Origin of the sequence: Cupriavidus malaysiensis, assembly GCF_001854325.1 — a bacterium.
Lineage (GTDB): Bacteria > Pseudomonadota > Gammaproteobacteria > Burkholderiales > Burkholderiaceae > Cupriavidus > Cupriavidus malaysiensis.
In genome coordinates, this window is record NZ_CP017754.1 from 655405 (window position 1) to 672599 (window position 17195).

General features: G+C 69.0%; 15 protein-coding genes and 1 pseudogene. 9 read left to right on the plus strand and 7 right to left on the minus strand.

Going from position 1 to position 17195, the window contains the following annotated elements:
* The first annotated feature begins 71 nt into the window (after positions 1-71).
* Complete coding sequence (locus tag BKK80_RS02790; protein ID WP_071010771.1) at positions 72-986, plus strand: DMT family transporter; 915 nt, start codon at positions 72-74, stop codon at positions 984-986.
* A gap of 123 nt (positions 987-1109) precedes the next feature.
* Positions 1110-1961: an acyl-CoA thioesterase gene (locus tag BKK80_RS02795; protein ID WP_071010772.1), complete on the plus strand. Its 852-nt coding sequence runs from the start codon at positions 1110-1112 to the stop codon at positions 1959-1961.
* A gap of 63 nt (positions 1962-2024) precedes the next feature.
* Here the strand turns inward: BKK80_RS02795 and BKK80_RS02800 are convergent, their stop codons facing one another.
* On the minus strand, positions 2025-3281 hold the full coding sequence (locus BKK80_RS02800; RefSeq protein WP_071010773.1) for a muropeptide transporter: 1257 nt from the start codon (positions 3279-3281) through the stop codon (positions 2025-2027).
* Between the two features lie 162 nt (positions 3282-3443).
* On the opposite strand from BKK80_RS02800, the gene BKK80_RS02805 reads away from it, so the two are divergent.
* The gene (locus tag BKK80_RS02805) at positions 3444-4400 is read left to right on the plus strand and encodes a M48 family metallopeptidase (RefSeq protein ID WP_071010774.1); all 957 of its coding nucleotides are present in this window, start codon (positions 3444-3446) and stop codon (positions 4398-4400) included.
* Positions 4401-4776: 376 nt separating this feature from the next.
* Here BKK80_RS02805 and argC read toward each other — a convergent pair whose 3' ends face one another.
* Together argC and BKK80_RS02815 are read right to left on the minus strand one after the other, a co-directional pair.
* Positions 4777-5724: an N-acetyl-gamma-glutamyl-phosphate reductase gene (argC, locus tag BKK80_RS02810; RefSeq protein ID WP_071068569.1), complete on the minus strand. Its 948-nt coding sequence runs from the start codon at positions 5722-5724 to the stop codon at positions 4777-4779.
* Positions 5725-5851: 127 nt separating this feature from the next.
* Positions 5852-6628, minus strand: a complete 777-nt coding sequence (locus BKK80_RS02815; protein ID WP_071010776.1) for an exodeoxyribonuclease III — start codon at positions 6626-6628, stop codon at positions 5852-5854.
* A gap of 29 nt (positions 6629-6657) precedes the next feature.
* On the opposite strand from BKK80_RS02815, the gene pyrE reads away from it, so the two are divergent.
* The 3 genes and pseudogenes from pyrE (at position 6658) to BKK80_RS02825 (ending at position 9014) form a co-directional block, all read left to right on the plus strand.
* Positions 6658-7359: an orotate phosphoribosyltransferase gene (gene pyrE, locus BKK80_RS02820; protein WP_071010777.1), complete on the plus strand. Its 702-nt coding sequence runs from the start codon at positions 6658-6660 to the stop codon at positions 7357-7359.
* Between the two features lie 77 nt (positions 7360-7436).
* A pseudogene (locus BKK80_RS35335) lies at positions 7437-7598 on the plus strand (3-hydroxybutyrate dehydrogenase); the annotation flags it as partial.
* Positions 7599-7733: 135 nt separating this feature from the next.
* Complete coding sequence (locus tag BKK80_RS02825; protein WP_071038484.1) at positions 7734-9014, plus strand: DUF3734 domain-containing protein; 1281 nt, start codon at positions 7734-7736, stop codon at positions 9012-9014.
* A gap of 37 nt (positions 9015-9051) precedes the next feature.
* Here BKK80_RS02825 and BKK80_RS02830 read toward each other — a convergent pair whose 3' ends face one another.
* The 4 genes from BKK80_RS02830 to BKK80_RS02845 all read right to left on the minus strand — a co-directional run bounded on the left by BKK80_RS02830 (position 9052) and on the right by BKK80_RS02845 (position 12613).
* Complete coding sequence (locus BKK80_RS02830) at positions 9052-9861, minus strand: polyphosphate kinase 2 family protein (RefSeq protein WP_071010778.1); 810 nt, start codon at positions 9859-9861, stop codon at positions 9052-9054.
* 64 nt (positions 9862-9925) lie between these two features.
* Positions 9926-10792, minus strand: a complete 867-nt coding sequence (gene dapF, locus BKK80_RS02835; protein ID WP_071010779.1) for a diaminopimelate epimerase — start codon at positions 10790-10792, stop codon at positions 9926-9928.
* 55 nt (positions 10793-10847) lie between these two features.
* Positions 10848-11741 carry a lipid A biosynthesis lauroyl acyltransferase gene (locus BKK80_RS02840; protein ID WP_071010780.1) on the minus strand — a complete coding sequence of 298 codons (894 nt, stop codon included), beginning with the start codon at positions 11739-11741 and terminating at the stop codon, positions 10848-10850.
* On the minus strand, positions 11738-12613 hold the full coding sequence (locus BKK80_RS02845; RefSeq protein ID WP_071010781.1) for a lysophospholipid acyltransferase family protein: 876 nt from the start codon (positions 12611-12613) through the stop codon (positions 11738-11740). The genes BKK80_RS02840 and BKK80_RS02845 overlap by 4 nt, the downstream gene beginning before the upstream one ends.
* A 255-nt stretch (positions 12614-12868) precedes the next feature.
* On the opposite strand from BKK80_RS02845, the gene metK reads away from it, so the two are divergent.
* The 3 genes from metK (at position 12869) to BKK80_RS02860 (ending at position 17170) form a co-directional block, all read left to right on the plus strand.
* Positions 12869-14032: a methionine adenosyltransferase gene (gene metK, locus BKK80_RS02850; protein WP_071010782.1), complete on the plus strand. Its 1164-nt coding sequence runs from the start codon at positions 12869-12871 to the stop codon at positions 14030-14032.
* 273 nt (positions 14033-14305) lie between these two features.
* Positions 14306-15250, plus strand: coding sequence for a Kdo hydroxylase family protein (locus tag BKK80_RS02855; RefSeq protein WP_071068570.1), 945 nt, complete (start codon positions 14306-14308; stop codon positions 15248-15250).
* A 240-nt stretch (positions 15251-15490) separates the two neighbouring features.
* On the plus strand, positions 15491-17170 hold the full coding sequence (locus BKK80_RS02860) for a GMC family oxidoreductase (protein ID WP_071010784.1): 1680 nt from the start codon (positions 15491-15493) through the stop codon (positions 17168-17170).
* Positions 17171-17195 lie beyond the last annotated feature (25 nt).

A 17195-nucleotide genomic window follows, 5' to 3' on the forward strand; every position in this document is an offset into this window, starting at 1 on the left:
TTGTTGATCTGGATGGCGGGTGGAAGAATGGCCCGCACCGGTCCTCCGCTGACCTCGACGCAAATCCCGACATGACGAATCCCGCATCCGCGCCGCCGGCGCACGCCGCGACAGGCGGCACCTGGCGCATGGTCGCCGCCATGGCGCTGTCCGGCACCATCGGCGCTTTCGTGGTGATGAGCGGCCAGCCGCCCATCGACGTGGTCTGGTTCCGTTGCCTGCTGGGCGGCCTGGCGCTGCTCGGCGCGCTGGCGCTGCAGCGGGGCTGGAGGCCCATGGACACACGCCAGTGGAGCTGGCTGGCGCTCGGCGGCATCGCCCTGATCCTGAACTGGATCTGCCTGTTCTCGGCCTACCGCTACAGCGGCATCTCGATCGCCACCGTGGTCTATCACACCCAGCCCTTCTTCCTGCTGTGGCTGGTGGCGCTGTTCCAGCGCGAGCGCGTGGGCGCCGGGCGGCTGCCGTGGCTGCTGCTGGCCTTTGCCGGTGTCGTGCTGATCACCGGGCTGGAGCACGGCGGCAGCGGCACGCCTGGCCGGCTGCTGGCCGGCGTCGCGCTGTCCCTGGTTGCGGCCCTGCTGTATGCCGTCACCACCTTCGCCACGCGCCGGCTGCAGGGCCTGCCGCCGGCCCAGATCGCCGGCCTGCAGATGCTGCTGGGAGTGCCGCTGCTGCTGCCGCTGGCCCACCCGGCCCCGGGCAGCTACGGCGCGCAGGCCTGGGGGGCGCTGCTGGCGCTGGGGCTGCTGCATACCGGCGTGATGTACACCTGGCTGTATGCCGCCTTCCAGCGCCTCGGCGTGCTGTCGATCGCGACCCTGTCCTTCATCTATCCGCTGGTCGCCATCGCGATCGATGTGCTCGTCTTTCGCGTCGTGCTGAGCCCGGCGCAACTGGCGGGCATGGCCCTGGTGCTGCTGGCCGTGGTTGCCAACCAGCGCGGCTGGCAACTGCCGGGCGGACGCCAGGCTGCGGGCCGTTGAAGGCAGCCGGGCCAGGGCGGGCTCATGCGGGCGATCTGCCGGCCGTGGCACGCGACCAGGCTTGACGGTCAGGCTGACTACGACTACTGTAGCCATCGTTACCGAACGATCGTACTTTTTTCCATGTCCTCAGTCTCCGCAGTTTCCGCAGACGCGGCCGGAACGCTGGCGCCGCACCCCTTCGACGACGCGCTGGCGCTCGAGCCGGCCGGTCCCGACCGCTTCCTCGGCCGCACCACGCCGGCCTACTGGAACATGATCGGCCCCTTCGGCGGCATCACCGCCGCCACGCTGCTGCAGGCGGTGCTGCAGCATCCGCAGCGGCTGGGCGACCCGATCGCGCTGACCGTGAACTTCGCCGGCCCGATCGCCGAAGGTCCGTTCGAGATCGAGGCGCGGCCCTCGCGCACCAACCGCTCGACCCAGCACTGGAGCCTGGAACTGCGCCAGCAGGGCGTGGTGGCGACCACCGCCAGCGCCGTCTTCGCCGTGCGACGCGAGACCTGGGGTTGCGGCGAGGCCGTGCGTCCGGAGGCGCCGCCGCCGGAGCAGGTGCCGGCGGCGGGCGGCTTCGCCCCGGTGCGCTGGCTCAAGGCCTACGATATGCGCCCGCTGCGCGGTGCCAAGCCGAGCGCCGAGGCAGGCACGGAGCATCCGGACAGCCTGACGCAGTTCTGGCTGCGCGACGCGCCGGCGCGTACGCCCGACTTTGCCGCCGTGGCTTCGTGGTGCGATACCTTCTATCCGCGCATCTTCCTCAAGCGCGCCGGCTTCGTGCCGGCCGGCACGGTGTCGCTGACCACCTATTTCCATGCCGACGCCGCCACGCTGGCGGCGCTGGGCGACAGCCACGTGCTGGCCAGCGCCCGGGCGCAGGTGTTCCGGCAGGGCTACTTCGACCAGAGCGCGCAGATCTGGAGCGCCGCCGGCGAGCTGCTGGCGACCTCGCACCAGATCGTCTACTACAAGGAATAGCCGGCGGCGGGCCCGGTGCCGGTGGAGGTTGCCGGCCCCGGCTGCCGGCTTCAGTTGCCGGCTTCAGTTGCCGGCGCGGGCCTCGGCCTCGTAGCGGTGGATGGTGCCGCGCATGGCGCGCAGCAGCAGCACGCCCGGAATCGCGATGGCCACCGTGCCGAGATAGAAGGGCGCCCAGCCCCAGGCTTCCACCAGGTAGCCCGAACTCGGTCCCACATAGACGCGGCCGATCGAAGCCAGCGCTGACAGCAGTGCATACTGCGTGGCCGAGAAGGAGCGGTTGCACAAGGCCATCAGCAGCGCGACGAAGGCGGCCGTGCCCATGCCGCCGCACAGGTTCTCCACGCCGATGGCGGCGCCCATGGTCCACAGGTGCTGCGGCGTGACCGCCAGCATCCAGTAGCCCAGGTTGGACACGGCCTGCAGCACGCCGAACAGCAGCAGGGAGCGGTACAGGCCCAGGCGCACCATCAGCGTGCCGCCGAACAGGGCGCCGACGATGGTGGCGGCCAGGCCCAGCGTCTTGTTGACGATGCCGACCTCGCCCGCCGAAAAGCCGACGCCGCGGATCAGGAAGGTGGTCGAGAGCGCGCCGGCGAAGGCATCGCCCAGCTTGTACAGCACGATCAGCAGCAGGAGCCACCAGGCCCCGGGGCGCGAGAAGAAGTCGCGCAGCGGGCCGAGCACCGCCTCTTCCAGCGAGCGCGGCGCGCGCGCCGGCGCGTCCGGCTCGGGCGCCCACAGCAGGGACAGCACGCAGGCGGCCATCAGCGCCGCCATCAGCAGGTACATCTGCGGCCAGCCCAGCACGCGGTCGGCCAGCCACAGCGCCAGTCCACCCGAGACCAGCATGGCCAGCCGGTAGCCCAGCACCTTGACCGCCGCGCCCACGCCGCGCTCGGCCGGCTGCAGCACATCGGTGCTGTAGGCGTCGAAGACGATGTCCTGCGAGGCCGACAGGAAGGCCACCAGCGCGGCCAGCGCGGCCAGTGCCCACAGCGCTTCGCGCGGCGGGCAGAAGGCCATGCCGGCGATGGCGGCGGCGAGGCCGAGCTGGGTCAGCAACAGCCAGCCGCGGCGGCGGCCCAGCCGCGGCGGCGTGTAGCGGTCCATCAGCGGCGCCCACAGGAATTTGAAGATATAGGCCTGGCCCACCAGGGAGAAGAAGCCGATCGTCTTGATGTCCAGGCCCTCGACGGTCATCCAGGCCTGCAGCGTGCCGGAGGTCAGCGCCAGCGGCAGGCCGGATGCGAAGCCCAGCGCCAGCATGGCGCCGATACGGCGGTTGCGGAAGATGTCGAGATAGTCGTGGAAGGTCATGAATGCATGGACGGACGGCTGGGCAGGCGTGCCGGGCCGCGGCGGAATCTCGCCTGCGGCCGCGCGGGCGCCGTGTATTATTGCATCACCCTGACCGGCATCCGAACGGCCTTCGCTCCCTTCGCCAGTATGCCGGCCTTTTTTCATGACCGAGGTTGTGACATGTCCCGTCGCCAGTGTGTTCGGCAGCCCGCCAAGGCCATGCCAGGCCGGCCGCTCTGCGCGGCGCTCGGCCTTGCGCTGGTCCTGCTCCCGCTTCCGCTCCTAGCCCAGGAGGACGGCATCCGGCTCGAAGACCGCAACGCCTCGATCCGCAAGATCGTGCCGCTCGAGGATATCGAGCGGCAGGCGGCGCAGGAGTACGAGCAGATCAAGCAGGAGGCGGTGGCACAGCGCACGCTGATGCCCGACAACAATCCGCAGCTCATCCGCCTGCGCGCGATCGCGCGCCGCCTGCTGCCCGAGACCGTGCGCTGGAACGAGCGCGCGCGGCAGTGGAACTGGGAGGTCAACCTGATCAACACCCGCCAGGTCAATGCCTTCTGCATGCCCGGCGGCAAGATCGCCTTCTACGCGGGCCTGCTCGACCGCCTCAAGCTGACCGACGACGAAGTGGCGATGGCCATGGGGCACGAGATCGCCCACGCGCTGCGCGAGCACGCGCGCGAGCGCGCTGCCCAGTCCGAGATCACCAACCTTGGCGCCAACGTGATCTCGCAGCTGTTCGGCTTCGGCAACCTGGGCAATATGGCCCTGGGCACCGGCGCCCACCTGCTGACACTGCGCTTCTCGCGCGCCGACGAGACCGAAGCCGACCTGGTCGGCATGGACATCGCCGCGCGCGCCGGCTATGACCCGCGCTCCTCGGTCTCGCTGTGGCAGAAGATGGGCACGGTCACGCAGTCGCAGGCCGGCGCCGAATTCCTCTCCACCCATCCCTCCGGGCGCAGCCGTATCGCCGAGCTGGAGAAGCACATGCCTGAGGTGCTGCCGCTGTATGTGCAGGCGCGCAATATGACGATGAGTGAGTTGCCGCCTTATCAGGCGAATATGAAGAATCTGGGGGATGCGCCGGTGGATAGCGGGGATGAGGATAAGCAGAGGCCGTTGAAGAAGTAGGATGGCTGGCGCTGGCTGCTTTGGCGCTTGGGTTGGGGCGTTTTCGGTGTGCGAGGCAACGGCCTGTTTCGACTCCCCTGCGGGGGGAGTCGAAACAGGCCGTTGTCACACTGACCGATACCACTCGAATCCACGCGCAAAAGCCTTGCGTCACGAAAGCGAGTCGGCTCCCCCGCAGGGGGAGTCGAAACAGGCTGTTGCCTCGCAGACCGAAATCGCCCGAACTCAAGCCCCAGAGCACCAAGTCACGAACGTCGAGCCCAATTCACATAGACCCCAACCAATCCCCCAAAAGAAAAATGCCGCCCAGCTCCCGCTGAACGGCATCGATCCGGCATCGGCCCCGCAACCCGCAGGGCCCCGGGGCAGGAAAAGATCAGGCAGTCAGCCCGGTCGCTTCATCCGCCCTCACATGCACGTTCATGCACTGCACCGCCGCGCCGGCGGCACCCTTGCCCAGGTTGTCCAGGCGCGCCATCAGCACCACATGCTCCGGCGTGCCGAAGACGAACAGGTCGACCCGGTTGGTGTCATTGCAGCCCTGCACATCGAAGGCCCCGGCGTCGAGGTTGCTGTCGGCGTCGAACGGCAGCACGCGCACGAACTGCTCGCCTTCGTAGTGCTGGCGGTAGATCTCGACGATCTGCTCGGGCGAGACCTTGCGTGCCAGGCGGTCCGGGTAGACCGGCACGGTCACGGCCAGGCCCTTGAGGAAGTTGCCGACCACCGGGGTGAATACCGGCGCCTGCGCCAGGCCGGTCTGCACGCGCATTTCGGGCAGGTGCTTGTGGGTCAGGCCCAGGGCGTAGGGACGCGGGCTGGTCAGCTTGGGGTTATCGCCGGCTTCGTACTCGGCGATCATCTTCTTGCCGCCGCCGCTGTAGCCGGTCAGCGAGAAGGCCGAGACCGGATAGTCGGCCTGCATCACGCCGGCTTCGACCAGCGGGCGCACCGCGGTGATGAAGGCGCTGGCGTGGCAGCCGGGCACGGCGATGCGCTTGCTCTGGCGCACCTTGTCACGCTGGCCGCGCGTCAGTTCGGGCAGGCCGTAGGCCCAGTCGTCGCTGGTGCGGAAGGCCGTGCTGGCGTCGATGATGCAGGTGTCCGGGTTGGTCACCAGGGACACCGCCTCGCGCGAGGCCACGTCGGGCAGGCACAGGAAAGCGACGTCGGCGGCATTCAGGAAGCGCGCGCGTTCGGCCGGGTCCTTGCGCTTGTCCTCGGCGATGCGCAGCAGTTCCACGTCGGGACGACCGGAGAGATAGTCGAGCAGCCGGAGACCGGTGGTGCCTTCCTGACCATCGACGAACACTTTGAAAACCATGGCGGACTCACTGGGGTTGGACGTTGCGGACCCGCCGCGCAAGGCGGGGCCCTGCATTGTAGCGGGGTTGCTGACGCACTGCAGCATGCGATCGCCCGTGGCGGCGGGCGCCGCAGGCGCACGTGCCCTACAAGGCGAAATCGTAGTCGATCGACAGCGGTGCGTGGTCGCTGAACTTCTCGTCCTTGTAGATGGACGTGGCGCTTGCCGTCTCGGCGATCTTCTGCGTGGCCAGGTGGTAATCGATGCGCCACCCCACGTTCTTGGCATAGGCCTGGCCGCGGTTGCTCCACCACGTGTACTGCTCGGGGCGCGGGTCGAGGCGGCGGAACACGTCGACATAGCCGTGCGTGTCGAACAGTTCGCCGATCCAGGCGCGTTCCTCGGGCAGGAAGCCTGAGTTCTTCAGGTTGCCCTTCCAGTTCTTGATGTCGATTTCCTTGTGCGCGATGTTGACGTCTCCGCACAGCACGATCTCGCGCCCGCTGGCCTTGAGCTGCAGCAGGTGGGGCAGGAAGGCTTCCATGAAGCGGAACTTGGCCAGCTGGCGCTCTTCCGAACTGGAACCCGAGGGCACATAGACGGAAATCACCGCCAGGTGCGGATACTGCACCTCGACGTAGCGGCCCTCGTTATCGAACTCGGTGTTGCCGAAGCCGGTGATGACGCGTTCCGGGCGGTGACGGGTGTAGAGGCCGACACCGCTGTAGCCCTTCTTCTCCGCATAGTGGAAGTAGCCGTGGTAGCCATGTGGCGCCAGGAACGCTTCGGTCATGTCGGCGGCCTGCGCCTTGAGTTCCTGTACGCAGACCATGTCGGCGTCCTGCTTGCCCATCCACTCGAAAAACCCCTTCTTGGAGGCGGAGCGGATGCCGTTGAGGTTGGCGCTGATAATCCGTAACATCTCGGGAAATTTCGATATAGAGAGAAAAGATGACGCAGCAGACTACGCCCTCCGCCACGCAGCCGGGGGAAGCGGCCGAACTCAGGCAGACCTTCATCCGCTTCGCGCTCGACGCAGGCGTGCTGTCCTTTGGCGAATTCGTCACCAAGGCCGGCCGCAAGTCGCCGTATTTCTTCAATGCCGGCCTGTTCAACCAGGGCGGCATGCTGGGTCAGGTGGCGCAATTCTACGCGAAGACCCTGCTGGCCTCGGGCCTGGAGTTCGACGTGCTGTTCGGGCCGGCCTACAAGGGCATCACGCTGGCCTCGGCCACGGCGGTGGCGCTGGCCGGCATGGGCCGCGACGTGGGTTTCGCCTATAACCGCAAGGAAGCCAAGGACCATGGCGAGGGCGGCACCCTGGTGGGCGCCAAGCTGCGTGGCAAGGTGGTGATCATCGACGACGTGATCTCGGCCGGCACCTCGGTGCGCGAGTCGATGCAGATGATCCGTGCCGCCGGCGCCGAGCCGGCCGCGGTGCTGATCGCGCTGGACCGCATGGAGAAGAGCGGCACGGCCGACCAGGTCGGGACCCATTCGGCGGTGCAGGACGTGCAGCGCGAGTATGGTGTGCCGGTGATCTCGATCGCCAGCCTGGGCGACCTGCTGGCCTATCTCGACGCCTCCCAGGATCCGGCGCTGGGGGCCTCGCGCGAGGCCGTGGCCGCCTACCGCGCACGCTACGGCGTCTGACGACGCGGCCGCGGGCTTGCCTCGCGGCGGCGTGGCGGCGGCCTGCGCAGGCCGCCGCCGCATGCAGCGTTCCGCGGGAGGAAGAGGTGGTGCGCCGCGTGATGCTGGGCGGTACCGTCGACGGCGTCTTCACCACGGTGGACGATGTCGCGCGCACGGCGCTGTTCCTGTGTGCCTTCCCGACCGCGGCGTTGACCGGGAAGTCCTTCATTGTCAGCCACGGCTGGTATATGCAGTAAATGAGGGCAAGCGTGGCCGGCCGCCCCGGGACGGCCGCCCGGGGTTTGAACGAGGCAGACGGAGGAACGGGCGTGGCAGGGAACGGGCAGGGTGGGGCGCGGCGCGCGCCGGCACGCCGCGGCAACGGTGCACAGGTGCCGGCCGCGGTGAAGAGGGCAAGGGCTGGAGCATCGGCCACAGCCGCCACAGCGGCCACAGCGGCCACAGCGCCGCGGCAGGCGCACGCGGCGCCGGCGGTCCCGCATGCCGCGAGCATCGAAGCACTGGCGCGCGCCTACCGCGTGCGGGCGCTGGTGCTGCAAGGCGGCGGGGCGCTGGGCTCCTACCAGGGCGGTGTCTACCAGGGCCTGGCGGAGCACGGTATCGAGCCGGACTGGGTCGCGGGCATCTCGATCGGCGCGCTCAATGCCGCCGTGATCGCCGGCAATGCGCCCCAGCGGCGCGTCGAACAGCTGCGCAGCTTCTGGGAGTACATCTGCGGGCAGCCCTGGCTGCCGAGCCTCCCGCACGGCTGGATGGACTGGGACGCGGTCGACTGGCCGGATCCGCTGCGCTTGTGGTACGACGGCTGGCATGCCATGCGCGCGGTGCTGGAGGGTCAGCGCGGCTTCTTCGTGCCGCGTTCGCTGCCCAAGCTGCTGTCAGGCCATGTGCCGACCGGGCAGGCCAGCTTCTACGACACCTCGGCGCTGCGCGCCACGCTGGAGCGTTTCGCCGATTTCGACCGCATCAACGACCACCGCGCGATGCGCGTTTCGCTCGGCGCGGTCAATGTGCACACCGGCAACTTCGCCTACTTCGACAACACGCGCGAGACGCTGCGGCCCGAACACTTCATGGCCTCGGGCGCGCTGCCGCCGGGCTTTCCTGCGGTGGAGGTCGACGGTGAGTACTACTGGGACGGCGGTCTCGTCTCCAATACGCCCTTGGCCGAGGTGCTGAGCGCGCAGCCGCGGCGCGATGCGCTGATCTTCCAGGTCGACCTGTGGAGCGCGCGCGGGCACCTGCCGCACAACCTGATGGAAGTGGCGGAGCGGCAGAAGGATATCCAGTATTCGAGCCGCACGCGCGCGGTGACCGATGCCCTGTGCGAGCAGCAGAACCTGCGCCGCCTGCTCAGCGAGGTGCTGGAGCTGGTGCCGCCGGCCGGGCGCGAGGACCCCTGGTACAAGCGCGCGCTCGAGCACGCCTGCACGGCGCGGCGCAACGTGGTCCACCTGATCTACCGCGACAAGAGCTTCGAGGGCAATGCCAAGGACTACCAGTTCGGCCGGCTGGCGATGGAGGAACACTGGGAAAGCGGTCTGGCCGATATCCGCCAGACCCTGCAGCATCCGGAATGGCTGGCCATGCCCAGTGCCGAGCATCCCTTCGTGACCCACGACGTGCACCGGGACCGGGGCCACGGCGAGTAGCGGGTACAGTGGGCCGGGTGCGGCGTTCAGTCGACCTTCAGTCGACCTTCAGGCCCGCGAGTTCCGGCTTGGCGGGCGGATAGGCCGGCTTCATGGCGCTGAACACGGCGAACAGGATCTCGGCGACCATCAGGTTGCGGTGCGTCTTCGAGTCCGCCGGCACCACGTACCAGGGTGTCTCGGGCGTGCTGGTGGCCGCGATGGCGTCCTCGTAGGCCGCCATGTACTCCTTCCAGTACTTGCGCTCGGCCAGGTCGGTGGTGTCGAATTTCCAGTGCTTCTCGGGATCGGCCAGGCGCGCCTCCAGGCGCGCTTTCTGCTCTTCCTTGGAAATGTGCAGGAAGCACTTGACGACGGTGGTGCCGGTCTCGGTCAGCATTCTCTCGAAGTCGCGCAGCTGCCGGTAGCGGCGCTCGCATTCGGCCTTGTCGATCCAGCCGTGCACGCGCGTGATCAGCACGTCTTCGTAATGGCTGCGGTTGAAGACCACGATTTCGCCGCGCCGCGGCACCTGGGCATGGACGCGCCACAGGTAGTCGTGCGCCAGCTCTTCCGGCGTGGGCGACTTGAAGGCGACCACGCGGATGCCGAGCGGGTCGAAGGTGCGGAACACGCTGCGCACCGTGCCGTCCTTGCCGGCGGTGTCCATGCCTTGCAGCACGACCAGCAGCTTGCGCTGGTGTTCGGCATAGAACACATCCTGCATGGCGTCGAGTTTCTCGCAGATATCGTCCAGGCGCGCCAGGTCGGCGGCCTTGTCGCCGCTCGAGATGGGCTTGGCGCCGGCGGCGAACTCGGCAAGACGGAAGTCCTTGCCATGGGTGATGCGGAAATTCTCCAGCGTCATCGTGCGCTCCAAGGGCGCGCCCCGCTTGCCGCCAAGTGGCGAAAGGGGCGCCAAGCCCCCATGATCAGACCGGCAGCCGGTCGAGGTCAATGCTGCCTTCGAATACCGTCGTGGCGGGGCCGGTCATCAGTACCGGGCTGGCGCCGCCGGCCCAGGCGATGGTGAGGTCGCCGCCGTGCGTATGCACCTTGACCGGCGAGTCGAGCAGGCCGCGCCGGATGCCGGCCACCACCGCCGCGCAGGCGCCGGTGCCGCAGGCCAGCGTTTCGCCAGCGCCGCGCTCGAACACGCGCAGCCGCACCGTGCCGCGCTCGACGATCTCCATGAAGCCCGCGTTGACGCGCTGCGGAAAGCTGGCGTGGTGCTCGATCAGCGGGCCATCCTGCAGGACCGGGAAGTGCTCCACGTCGTCCACCACCTGCACTGCGTGCGGGTTGCCCATCGACACCGGCGTGATCCATGCGGTACGGCCGTTGACCTCGAGCCCGTACTGGGTGTCCTCGCCTTCGCTGCGCTGCGGCAGGCCGGCCGGAACAAAGGGGACCTGCGCGGGTTCCAGCTCGGGCGCGCCCATGTCGACCGTGACCTGTCCGTCGTCCTGCAGGGTCAGCGTGATCAGCCCTTTCATCACCTGGACGCGCACCGAGCGCTTGTCGGTCATGCCGCGGTCGGACACGAAGCGCACGAAGCAGCGCGCGCCGTTGCCGCAGTGCTCGACCTCGCCGCCGTCGGCGTTGAAGATGCGGTAGCGGAAATCGGCGTCATCGCGCGTGGCGGGCTCGACCACCAGCATCTGGTCGGCGCCCACGCCGAAATGACGGTCGGCGAGCGCGCGCCACTGGGCCGGGCTCAGGTCGATCTTCTGGTGGATGCCGTCCAGCACGACGAAGTCGTTGCCGGCACCCTGCATCTTGGTGAACTGGAGTTTCATGTCAGCGATTGTAGCCCGCGCCCGCCGGCACCGCCGGCGCGGCCGCGGGCCGGTCTCAGTAAACTTCCGGCTCGCCCGGAGGACGGTGCTTGAAACGCTTGTGCACCCAGTAGTATTCGGCGATGCGGGGGCGGATGCAGTCTTCGAAGAAGGCATTCATGCGCCGCGTGTCCTCGCTGACGTTCTCGCCCGGATAGCCGTCCCAGGGCGGGAGGATATGCAGCACATAGCCGCCGTAGTCGGGCAGCATCTCGGTATAGATCGGCACGACCTTGGCGCCGGTCAGCCGCGCCAGGCGCGCCACCGAGGTCAGGGTCAGCGCGGGCACGCCGAAGAACGGCACGAACTCCGAATCGCGTTCGCCGAAGTCCATGTCGGCGATCAGCTGCAGCGCCTCGCCCTTCTTCAGGCAGCGCAGGATATCGCGCGCGCTGTCGCTGCGCGAGATCATATTGGCGCCGAAGCGGCCGCGCGCCTCCTTGAGAAAGGCGTCGAACAGGCGGTTCTTCTGCTGGGTGTAGAGCGAGGCGCCCGAGCGGCCCACGTGGTCGCGCAGGTGGATGGTCAGGCGGATGGCGCCCGCTTCCACGCCCGACAGGTGCATGGTGACGAGGATGTGCGGCGTGCCGTCCAGCGCCACCAGGTCGGCCTGGTCATCGATCTGCACCCAGCGGCGCATCTGTTTCTCGCTGCCGGTCCAGAAGATGCCGCGCTCGGCAAAGCTGCGGAAGACCTGGCGGAAGGTCTGGCGCGACAGCGCCTGGATCTCCGCCTCGCTCTTGTCGGGAAAGCACAGCCGCAGATTGGTCTCGACCACGCGGCGGCGGCTGCTCGGCACGCAGTGCAGCAGGCTGCCGAGCGCTTCGCCGAAGCGCGCGACGAGCGGATAGGGCAGCTTGCCCAGCACGCTCAGCAGGCCGATGCCGAGCCGGGTCAGGACGCGGCTCATGGGGTGCTCGGGTCGGTGGCGGCCTGCGGCGGCAGGCTGGCGCCCGCCGGATGCTTGTAGCGGTTGTAGCCCCACAGGTACTGGGTCGGCGCGTCGGCCACCAGCGATTCCACGGTGCGGTTGATGACGGCGGCGGCGGCCGACGGGTCGTCGGGCAGCATGCCGTCGATCACGCGCAGGTGGGCGCGGTAGCCGCCGCCATGCGGCAGGCGCTCGGCGAACACCATCACGATCGGCGCGCCGGTGAGCTGCTGCAGGCGCTGTACCAGGCTCATGGTGTAGGCAGGCTTGCCGAAGAAGGGCGCCCAGGCGCCCTCGCCGGCGCTCGGTACCTGGTCGGGCAGGATGCCGACTGCCTGGCCGCGCTTGAGTGCCTTGACCAGCATGCGCACGCCGCGCGGGGTGGCCGGCGCCATGGCGATGTTGTCGCGCCCGCGCATGCGTTCGACGAAGTCGCGCAGCCAGGGCTGGTGCGGCGGCTTGAACAGGCAGGTTACGGGACGGCGCAGCGCGTAGGATTGCGGCAGCACTTCGAAGCAGCCCAGGTGGGGCGTCAGGATGATCAGTCCCTTGCCGTGCGCATCCTGCAGCCTGTCCAGCTCGGGCCAGACGCGGTCGTTGAAATCATAGAGCTTCGCCTTGAGGGTCTTGCGGCTCCAGAAGTAGGGCATCTCCAGCATCATGCGGCCCGTCGAGCGCGCGGCATCGGCCAGCATGGCATCGGTGGCGGCCGGGAAGGCCAGGCGGAAGTTCTCGTCGAGCCGGGTGGCATAGCGGCCGGGCAGGCGCGCTGCCAGCAGGCCGAGGATGCCGCCGGCGGCATGCAGCCAGCGCAGCGGCAGCCGGGAGATCAGCCAGAACAGGAAAGTCATCGTTTCGGTAGGCCGGGTAGGTCGGTCTCGCCGCCGCGCTTGCCGCGGGCTGCGCAGGGCGGCGTGGCGGCCGCCGCGCCGGCGAGGGCACGGTGCAAGGCAGCAAACAGGCGCGTATAATAGCGCGTATCGCCGAGTTAACTGACAACTTGCGGGGCGATGCCGCTCTACCCGGGCGGAATGTAAATACCGCTAAAGCGTCGCCGCTGGAGCTGACCAGGCTGGCACGCAATAGCCAACCTGGAGAATAAGTTCGTGGCAAACGACTTCCTGTTCACTTCGGAATCCGTTTCCGAAGGCCATCCCGACAAGGTCGCCGACCAGATTTCCGACGCCATCCTGGACGCCATCCTGTCCCAGGACAAATATGCGCGCGTCGCCGCCGAGACCCTCTGCAACACCGGACTGGTGGTGCTGGCCGGCGAGATCACGACGACCGCCAACGTCGACTACATCCAGGTCGCACGCGATACGATCAAGCGCATCGGTTACGACAACACCGACTACGGCATCGACTACAAGGGCTGTGCAGTGCTGGTCGCCTACGACAAGCAGTCGCCTGACATCGCCCAGGGCGTCGACCGCGCCTCGGACGACTACCTGAACCAGGGTGCCGGCGACCAGGGCCTGATGTTCGGCTACGCCTGCGACGAAACCCCGGAACTGATGCCGTTCCCGATCTACTACGCGCACCGCCTGGTCGAGCGCCAGTCGCTGCTGCGCCGTGACGGCCGCCTGCCCTGGCTGCGCCCGGATGCCAAGTCGCAGGTGACCGTGCGTTATGTGGACGGCAAGCCGCACAGTGTCGATACCGTCGTGCTGTCGACCCAGCACTCGCCCGAGATCAGCCAGGCCCAGATCCGCGAGGCGGTGATCGAGGAGATCATCAAGCCGGTGCTGCCGGCCGAGATGCTGAAGGAAACCAAGTACCTGGTGAACCCGACCGGCCGCTTCGTCATCGGCGGCCCGCAGGGCGACTGCGGCCTGACCGGCCGCAAGATCATCGTCGACACCTATGGCGGCGCCTCGCCGCACGGCGGCGGTGCCTTCTCCGGCAAGGATCCGTCCAAGGTCGACCGCTCGGCCGCCTACGCCGCCCGCTACGTCGCCAAGAACGTGGTGGCCGCAGGCCTGGCGCGCCAGTGCCAGGTGCAGGTCAGCTACGCCATCGGCGTGGCGCGTCCGATCAATATCACGGTCTACACGGAAGGCACGGGCAAGATTTCGGACGAGAAGATCGCCGAACTGGTGCAGGAGCATTTCGACCTGCGTCCGAAGGGCATCGTGCAGATGCTGGACCTGCTGCGCCCGATCTATGAGAAGACCGCCGCCTACGGCCACTTCGGCCGCGAGGAGCCGGAGTTCTCGTGGGAAGCCACCGACAAGGCCGCCGCGCTGCGCGCCGCCGCCGGCCTCTGAGCCGCTGACGGCCTGGCCGGGACTGCTCCGGCCTGACGCCATCAGGCGCGATCAGACGTCACCCGACGCCGCCCCCGGGGCGGCGTTTTCGTTTCAGCCGCGGGCGGCCGGGACGCCGGCGCCCCTCTTGTCCGAGGTCAAGCGGCGCACGCGGCGCCGGCGCCGCTCCGGATAGGGCGGGGTAGAATGCCGCCATCGCGTGGCCGGGCCGCGCCGCCGCGCGCGCGGTGGTTGCCGTGCCCACTGCCGGCCGCCAGCCCATCAAGGATTGCCATGGCTACTGCCCAGACCCGCGCCTCGTCGCCGGCCGATCGTTCCCAGGCCGCCGCGCCCGCGCTCGACCTGATCCGTCCCCAGCCCTACACCGATTGGCAGCCGCAGGTTTCACCGGCGACTGCGGCGGCGTTGCGCCGTGAACTGGAGCAGGGCTGCGTGCTGTACTTTCCCGAGCTGAAGTTCCACTTCGAGCCGGGCGAGGAGCGCTTCCTCGACAGCCGCTGGTCGGACGGCAAGTCCAAGAACATCAACCTGCGTGCCGACAGCAGCGCTGTGCGCGGCGCGGTGGGCAGCGCAGCCGACCTGGCCGCCATGTCGGCGCTGGTGCGGCGCTATGCCGAGTACAGCGAGAAGCTGGTGCTGACCCTGTTCCCCGAGTACGGTCCGCACATGAAGCGCGCCGGCACCTCGCTGCGGCCCAGCGAGATCGCCGGGCGGCCGGTGAGCTGGCGCAAGGACGATACGCGGCTGCACGTGGATTCCTTCCCCTCCAATCCGCTGCTCGGGCAGCGCCTGCTGCGCGTGTTCCACAACATCGACCCGGACGCGCCGCGCGTCTGGCGCGTGGGCGAGCCCTTCGGCGACTTCGCGCGCCGCTTCGTGCCGCAGACGCGCGGCATGTGGCCGGGCCAGGCATGGCTGATGAAGCAGCTCCACATCACCAAGCGCAGGCGTTCGGAATACGACCACCGCATGCTGCAGCTGCACGACCTCGCCAAGGCCGACCTGGACTACCAGGCGCAGGTGCCGCAGCAGGAGTTCCACTTCCCGCCCGGCTCGACCTGGATCGTCTTCAGCGACCAGGTCCTGCATGCGGCGATGCGCGGCCGCGCGATGATGGAACAGACTTTCTACCTGGCGCCCAAGGCCATCTCCGACCACACGCATTCGCCCGAGGCGGTGCTGTCGCGCATGCTCGGACGGCCGATGCTGGCCGGCTGAGCCCGCCCGCGCCGGGCCGGCACCATGCCCCGGCCGGCACCCGTCCCCGGCTTGTTCCTCCCGCCGTGCGAACGCCCGCACAGCGGCGCTCGTGCATGACCCCGCTGCCATTCCCAGCAGCGGCGCGAACGCCTACACTGGTTCTCGTGGCGCATGCGGTCCCGACGGCAAGACCGCGGGGCGGCGCCCGCACCGGATGACTGCCTTGCAGGACAAGGCGGCGCGCAGGCGGGGGAACAGATGGAACGCGAATTCGATTTCGTCATCGTCGGCGCAGGCTCCGCTGGCTGCGCCCTGGCGGGACGCCTGGCGGACAGTGGCGGCGACAGCATCGCCCTGGTGGAGGCCGGAGGGCGCGACCACCACACGCTGGTGTGGACGCCGGCCGGCTACGCCGCGCTGCTGCCCCGCGCGGGGGCACGCAACTATGGCTATGCCACGGTGCCGCAGCCTGGCCTCGACGGCCGCCGCGGCTACCAGCCGCGCGGGCGTGGCCTGGGCGGCAGCTCCTCCCTCAATGGCATGATCTACCTGCGCGGCCGCCCCGGTGACTACGACGACTGGGCCGCGGCGGGGTGCGATGGATGGTCCTGGGACGACGTGCTGCCTTACTTCCGCCGGGCCGAATGCAATGTGCGCGTGGACGGGCGCGACGACCACCCGCTGCACGGCGGCAGCGGACCGCAGCAAGTAAGCGACCTGCGCACGCCCAATCCCTTCGGCCAGCGTTTCATCGAAGCCGCGCAGCAAGCGGGCTATCCGTACAACGACGACTTCAACGGCGAAACCCAGCAAGGCGCCGGCTGGTACCAGGTCACGCAGCACGGCGGCGAACGCTGGAACGCGGCGCGCGCCTATCTGCACGGCGGCCGCGGCGGCGCGGCCTGCAACGGCGGTCGCGCCAACCTGCACGTGCTGGCCGGCCTGCCGGTCCTGCGCATCGCCTTCGCCGGCCGGCGCGCCATCGGCGTGATGGTCCGGCAGGACGGCCGCGAGCAACTGATCCGGGCGCGCCGTGAGGTGATCGTCAGTGCCGGCGCCTTCGGTTCGCCGCAACTGCTGATGGTCTCCGGCGTGGGGCCGGCGCGGCACCTCGGCGAGTTCGGCATTCCCATGGTGCACGACCTGCCGGGCGTTGGCGGCAACCTGCAGGACCACCTCGGGGTGGCGCTGCACAAGCGCGTGGGTTCGCCGGAACTGTTCGGGGTGTCGCTGGGCGGCGTGTTCCGCCTGCTGGGCGAGATCCTGCGCTACCGGCGCGACCGCAGCGGCATGCTCAGCTCCAACTATGCCGAGGCCGGCGCCTTCGTGTGCAGCCGTGCGGGGCTCGACGAGCCGGATCTGCAACTGCATTTCGTCGTCGCCATGGCCGACGACCACCTGCGCAGGATGCACCTCGGCCACGGCTATTCCTGCCACGTCTGCCTGCTGCGGCCGCGCAGCCGCGGCGAGGTCAGGCTGGCCTCGCCCGATATGCGGGCTGCGCCGCGCATCGACCCCGGCTACCTGTCCGACGTGCGCGACCTCGACGATCTCGTCGCCGGCGTGCGCATCGTGCGCAGCATCTTCGCCATGCCGCAGCTGGCCGCACTCGGCGGCAAGGAACTGTATTCCGCCGGCCTGCGCGCCGATGGCAGCGACGACGATGCGGTGCGCGCCTTCATCCGTGCCCGCGCCGACACCATCTACCATCCGGTCGGCACCTGCCGCATGGGCATGGACACGCGGGCGGTGGTCGATCCGCAACTGCGGGTGCGCGGTGTGCAGGCGCTGCGCGTGGTCGATGCGTCGATCATGCCGACGCTGGTCGGCGGCAGCACCAATGCCCCGGCCATCATGATCGGCGAGCGCGCGCACGACCTGATCCGCTTCGCGCCGCACGTCACGCTGCGGCTGCCCGAGCCGGCGCTGGAGGCCTGAGTCGCTACGCCCGGATGCCGACGGG

Excerpts from the sequence above, each read along its gene's own strand:
- pyrE (WP_071010777.1), top strand. The coding sequence starts at position 6,658 with ATGACGCAGCAGACTACGCCCTCCGCCACGCAGCCGGGGGAAGCGGCC.
- BKK80_RS02790 (WP_071010771.1), top strand. The coding sequence starts at position 72 with ATGACGAATCCCGCATCCGCGCCGCCGGCGCACGCCGCGACAGGCGGC.
- BKK80_RS02845 (WP_071010781.1), bottom strand. The coding sequence starts at position 12,613 with ATGACTTTCCTGTTCTGGCTGATCTCCCGGCTGCCGCTGCGCTGGCTG.
- argC (WP_071068569.1), bottom strand. The coding sequence starts at position 5,724 with ATGGTTTTCAAAGTGTTCGTCGATGGTCAGGAAGGCACCACCGGTCTC.
- BKK80_RS02800 (WP_071010773.1), bottom strand. The coding sequence starts at position 3,281 with ATGACCTTCCACGACTATCTCGACATCTTCCGCAACCGCCGTATCGGC.
- BKK80_RS02795 (WP_071010772.1), top strand. The coding sequence starts at position 1,110 with ATGTCCTCAGTCTCCGCAGTTTCCGCAGACGCGGCCGGAACGCTGGCG.
- dapF (WP_071010779.1), bottom strand. The coding sequence starts at position 10,792 with ATGAAACTCCAGTTCACCAAGATGCAGGGTGCCGGCAACGACTTCGTC.
- BKK80_RS02860 (WP_071010784.1), top strand. The coding sequence starts at position 15,491 with ATGGAACGCGAATTCGATTTCGTCATCGTCGGCGCAGGCTCCGCTGGC.
- BKK80_RS02830 (WP_071010778.1), bottom strand. The coding sequence starts at position 9,861 with ATGACGCTGGAGAATTTCCGCATCACCCATGGCAAGGACTTCCGTCTT.
- BKK80_RS02805 (WP_071010774.1), top strand. The coding sequence starts at position 3,444 with ATGTCCCGTCGCCAGTGTGTTCGGCAGCCCGCCAAGGCCATGCCAGGC.
- BKK80_RS02840 (WP_071010780.1), bottom strand. The coding sequence starts at position 11,741 with ATGAGCCGCGTCCTGACCCGGCTCGGCATCGGCCTGCTGAGCGTGCTG.
- BKK80_RS02815 (WP_071010776.1), bottom strand. The coding sequence starts at position 6,628 with ATGTTACGGATTATCAGCGCCAACCTCAACGGCATCCGCTCCGCCTCC.
- BKK80_RS02855 (WP_071068570.1), top strand. The coding sequence starts at position 14,306 with ATGGCTACTGCCCAGACCCGCGCCTCGTCGCCGGCCGATCGTTCCCAG.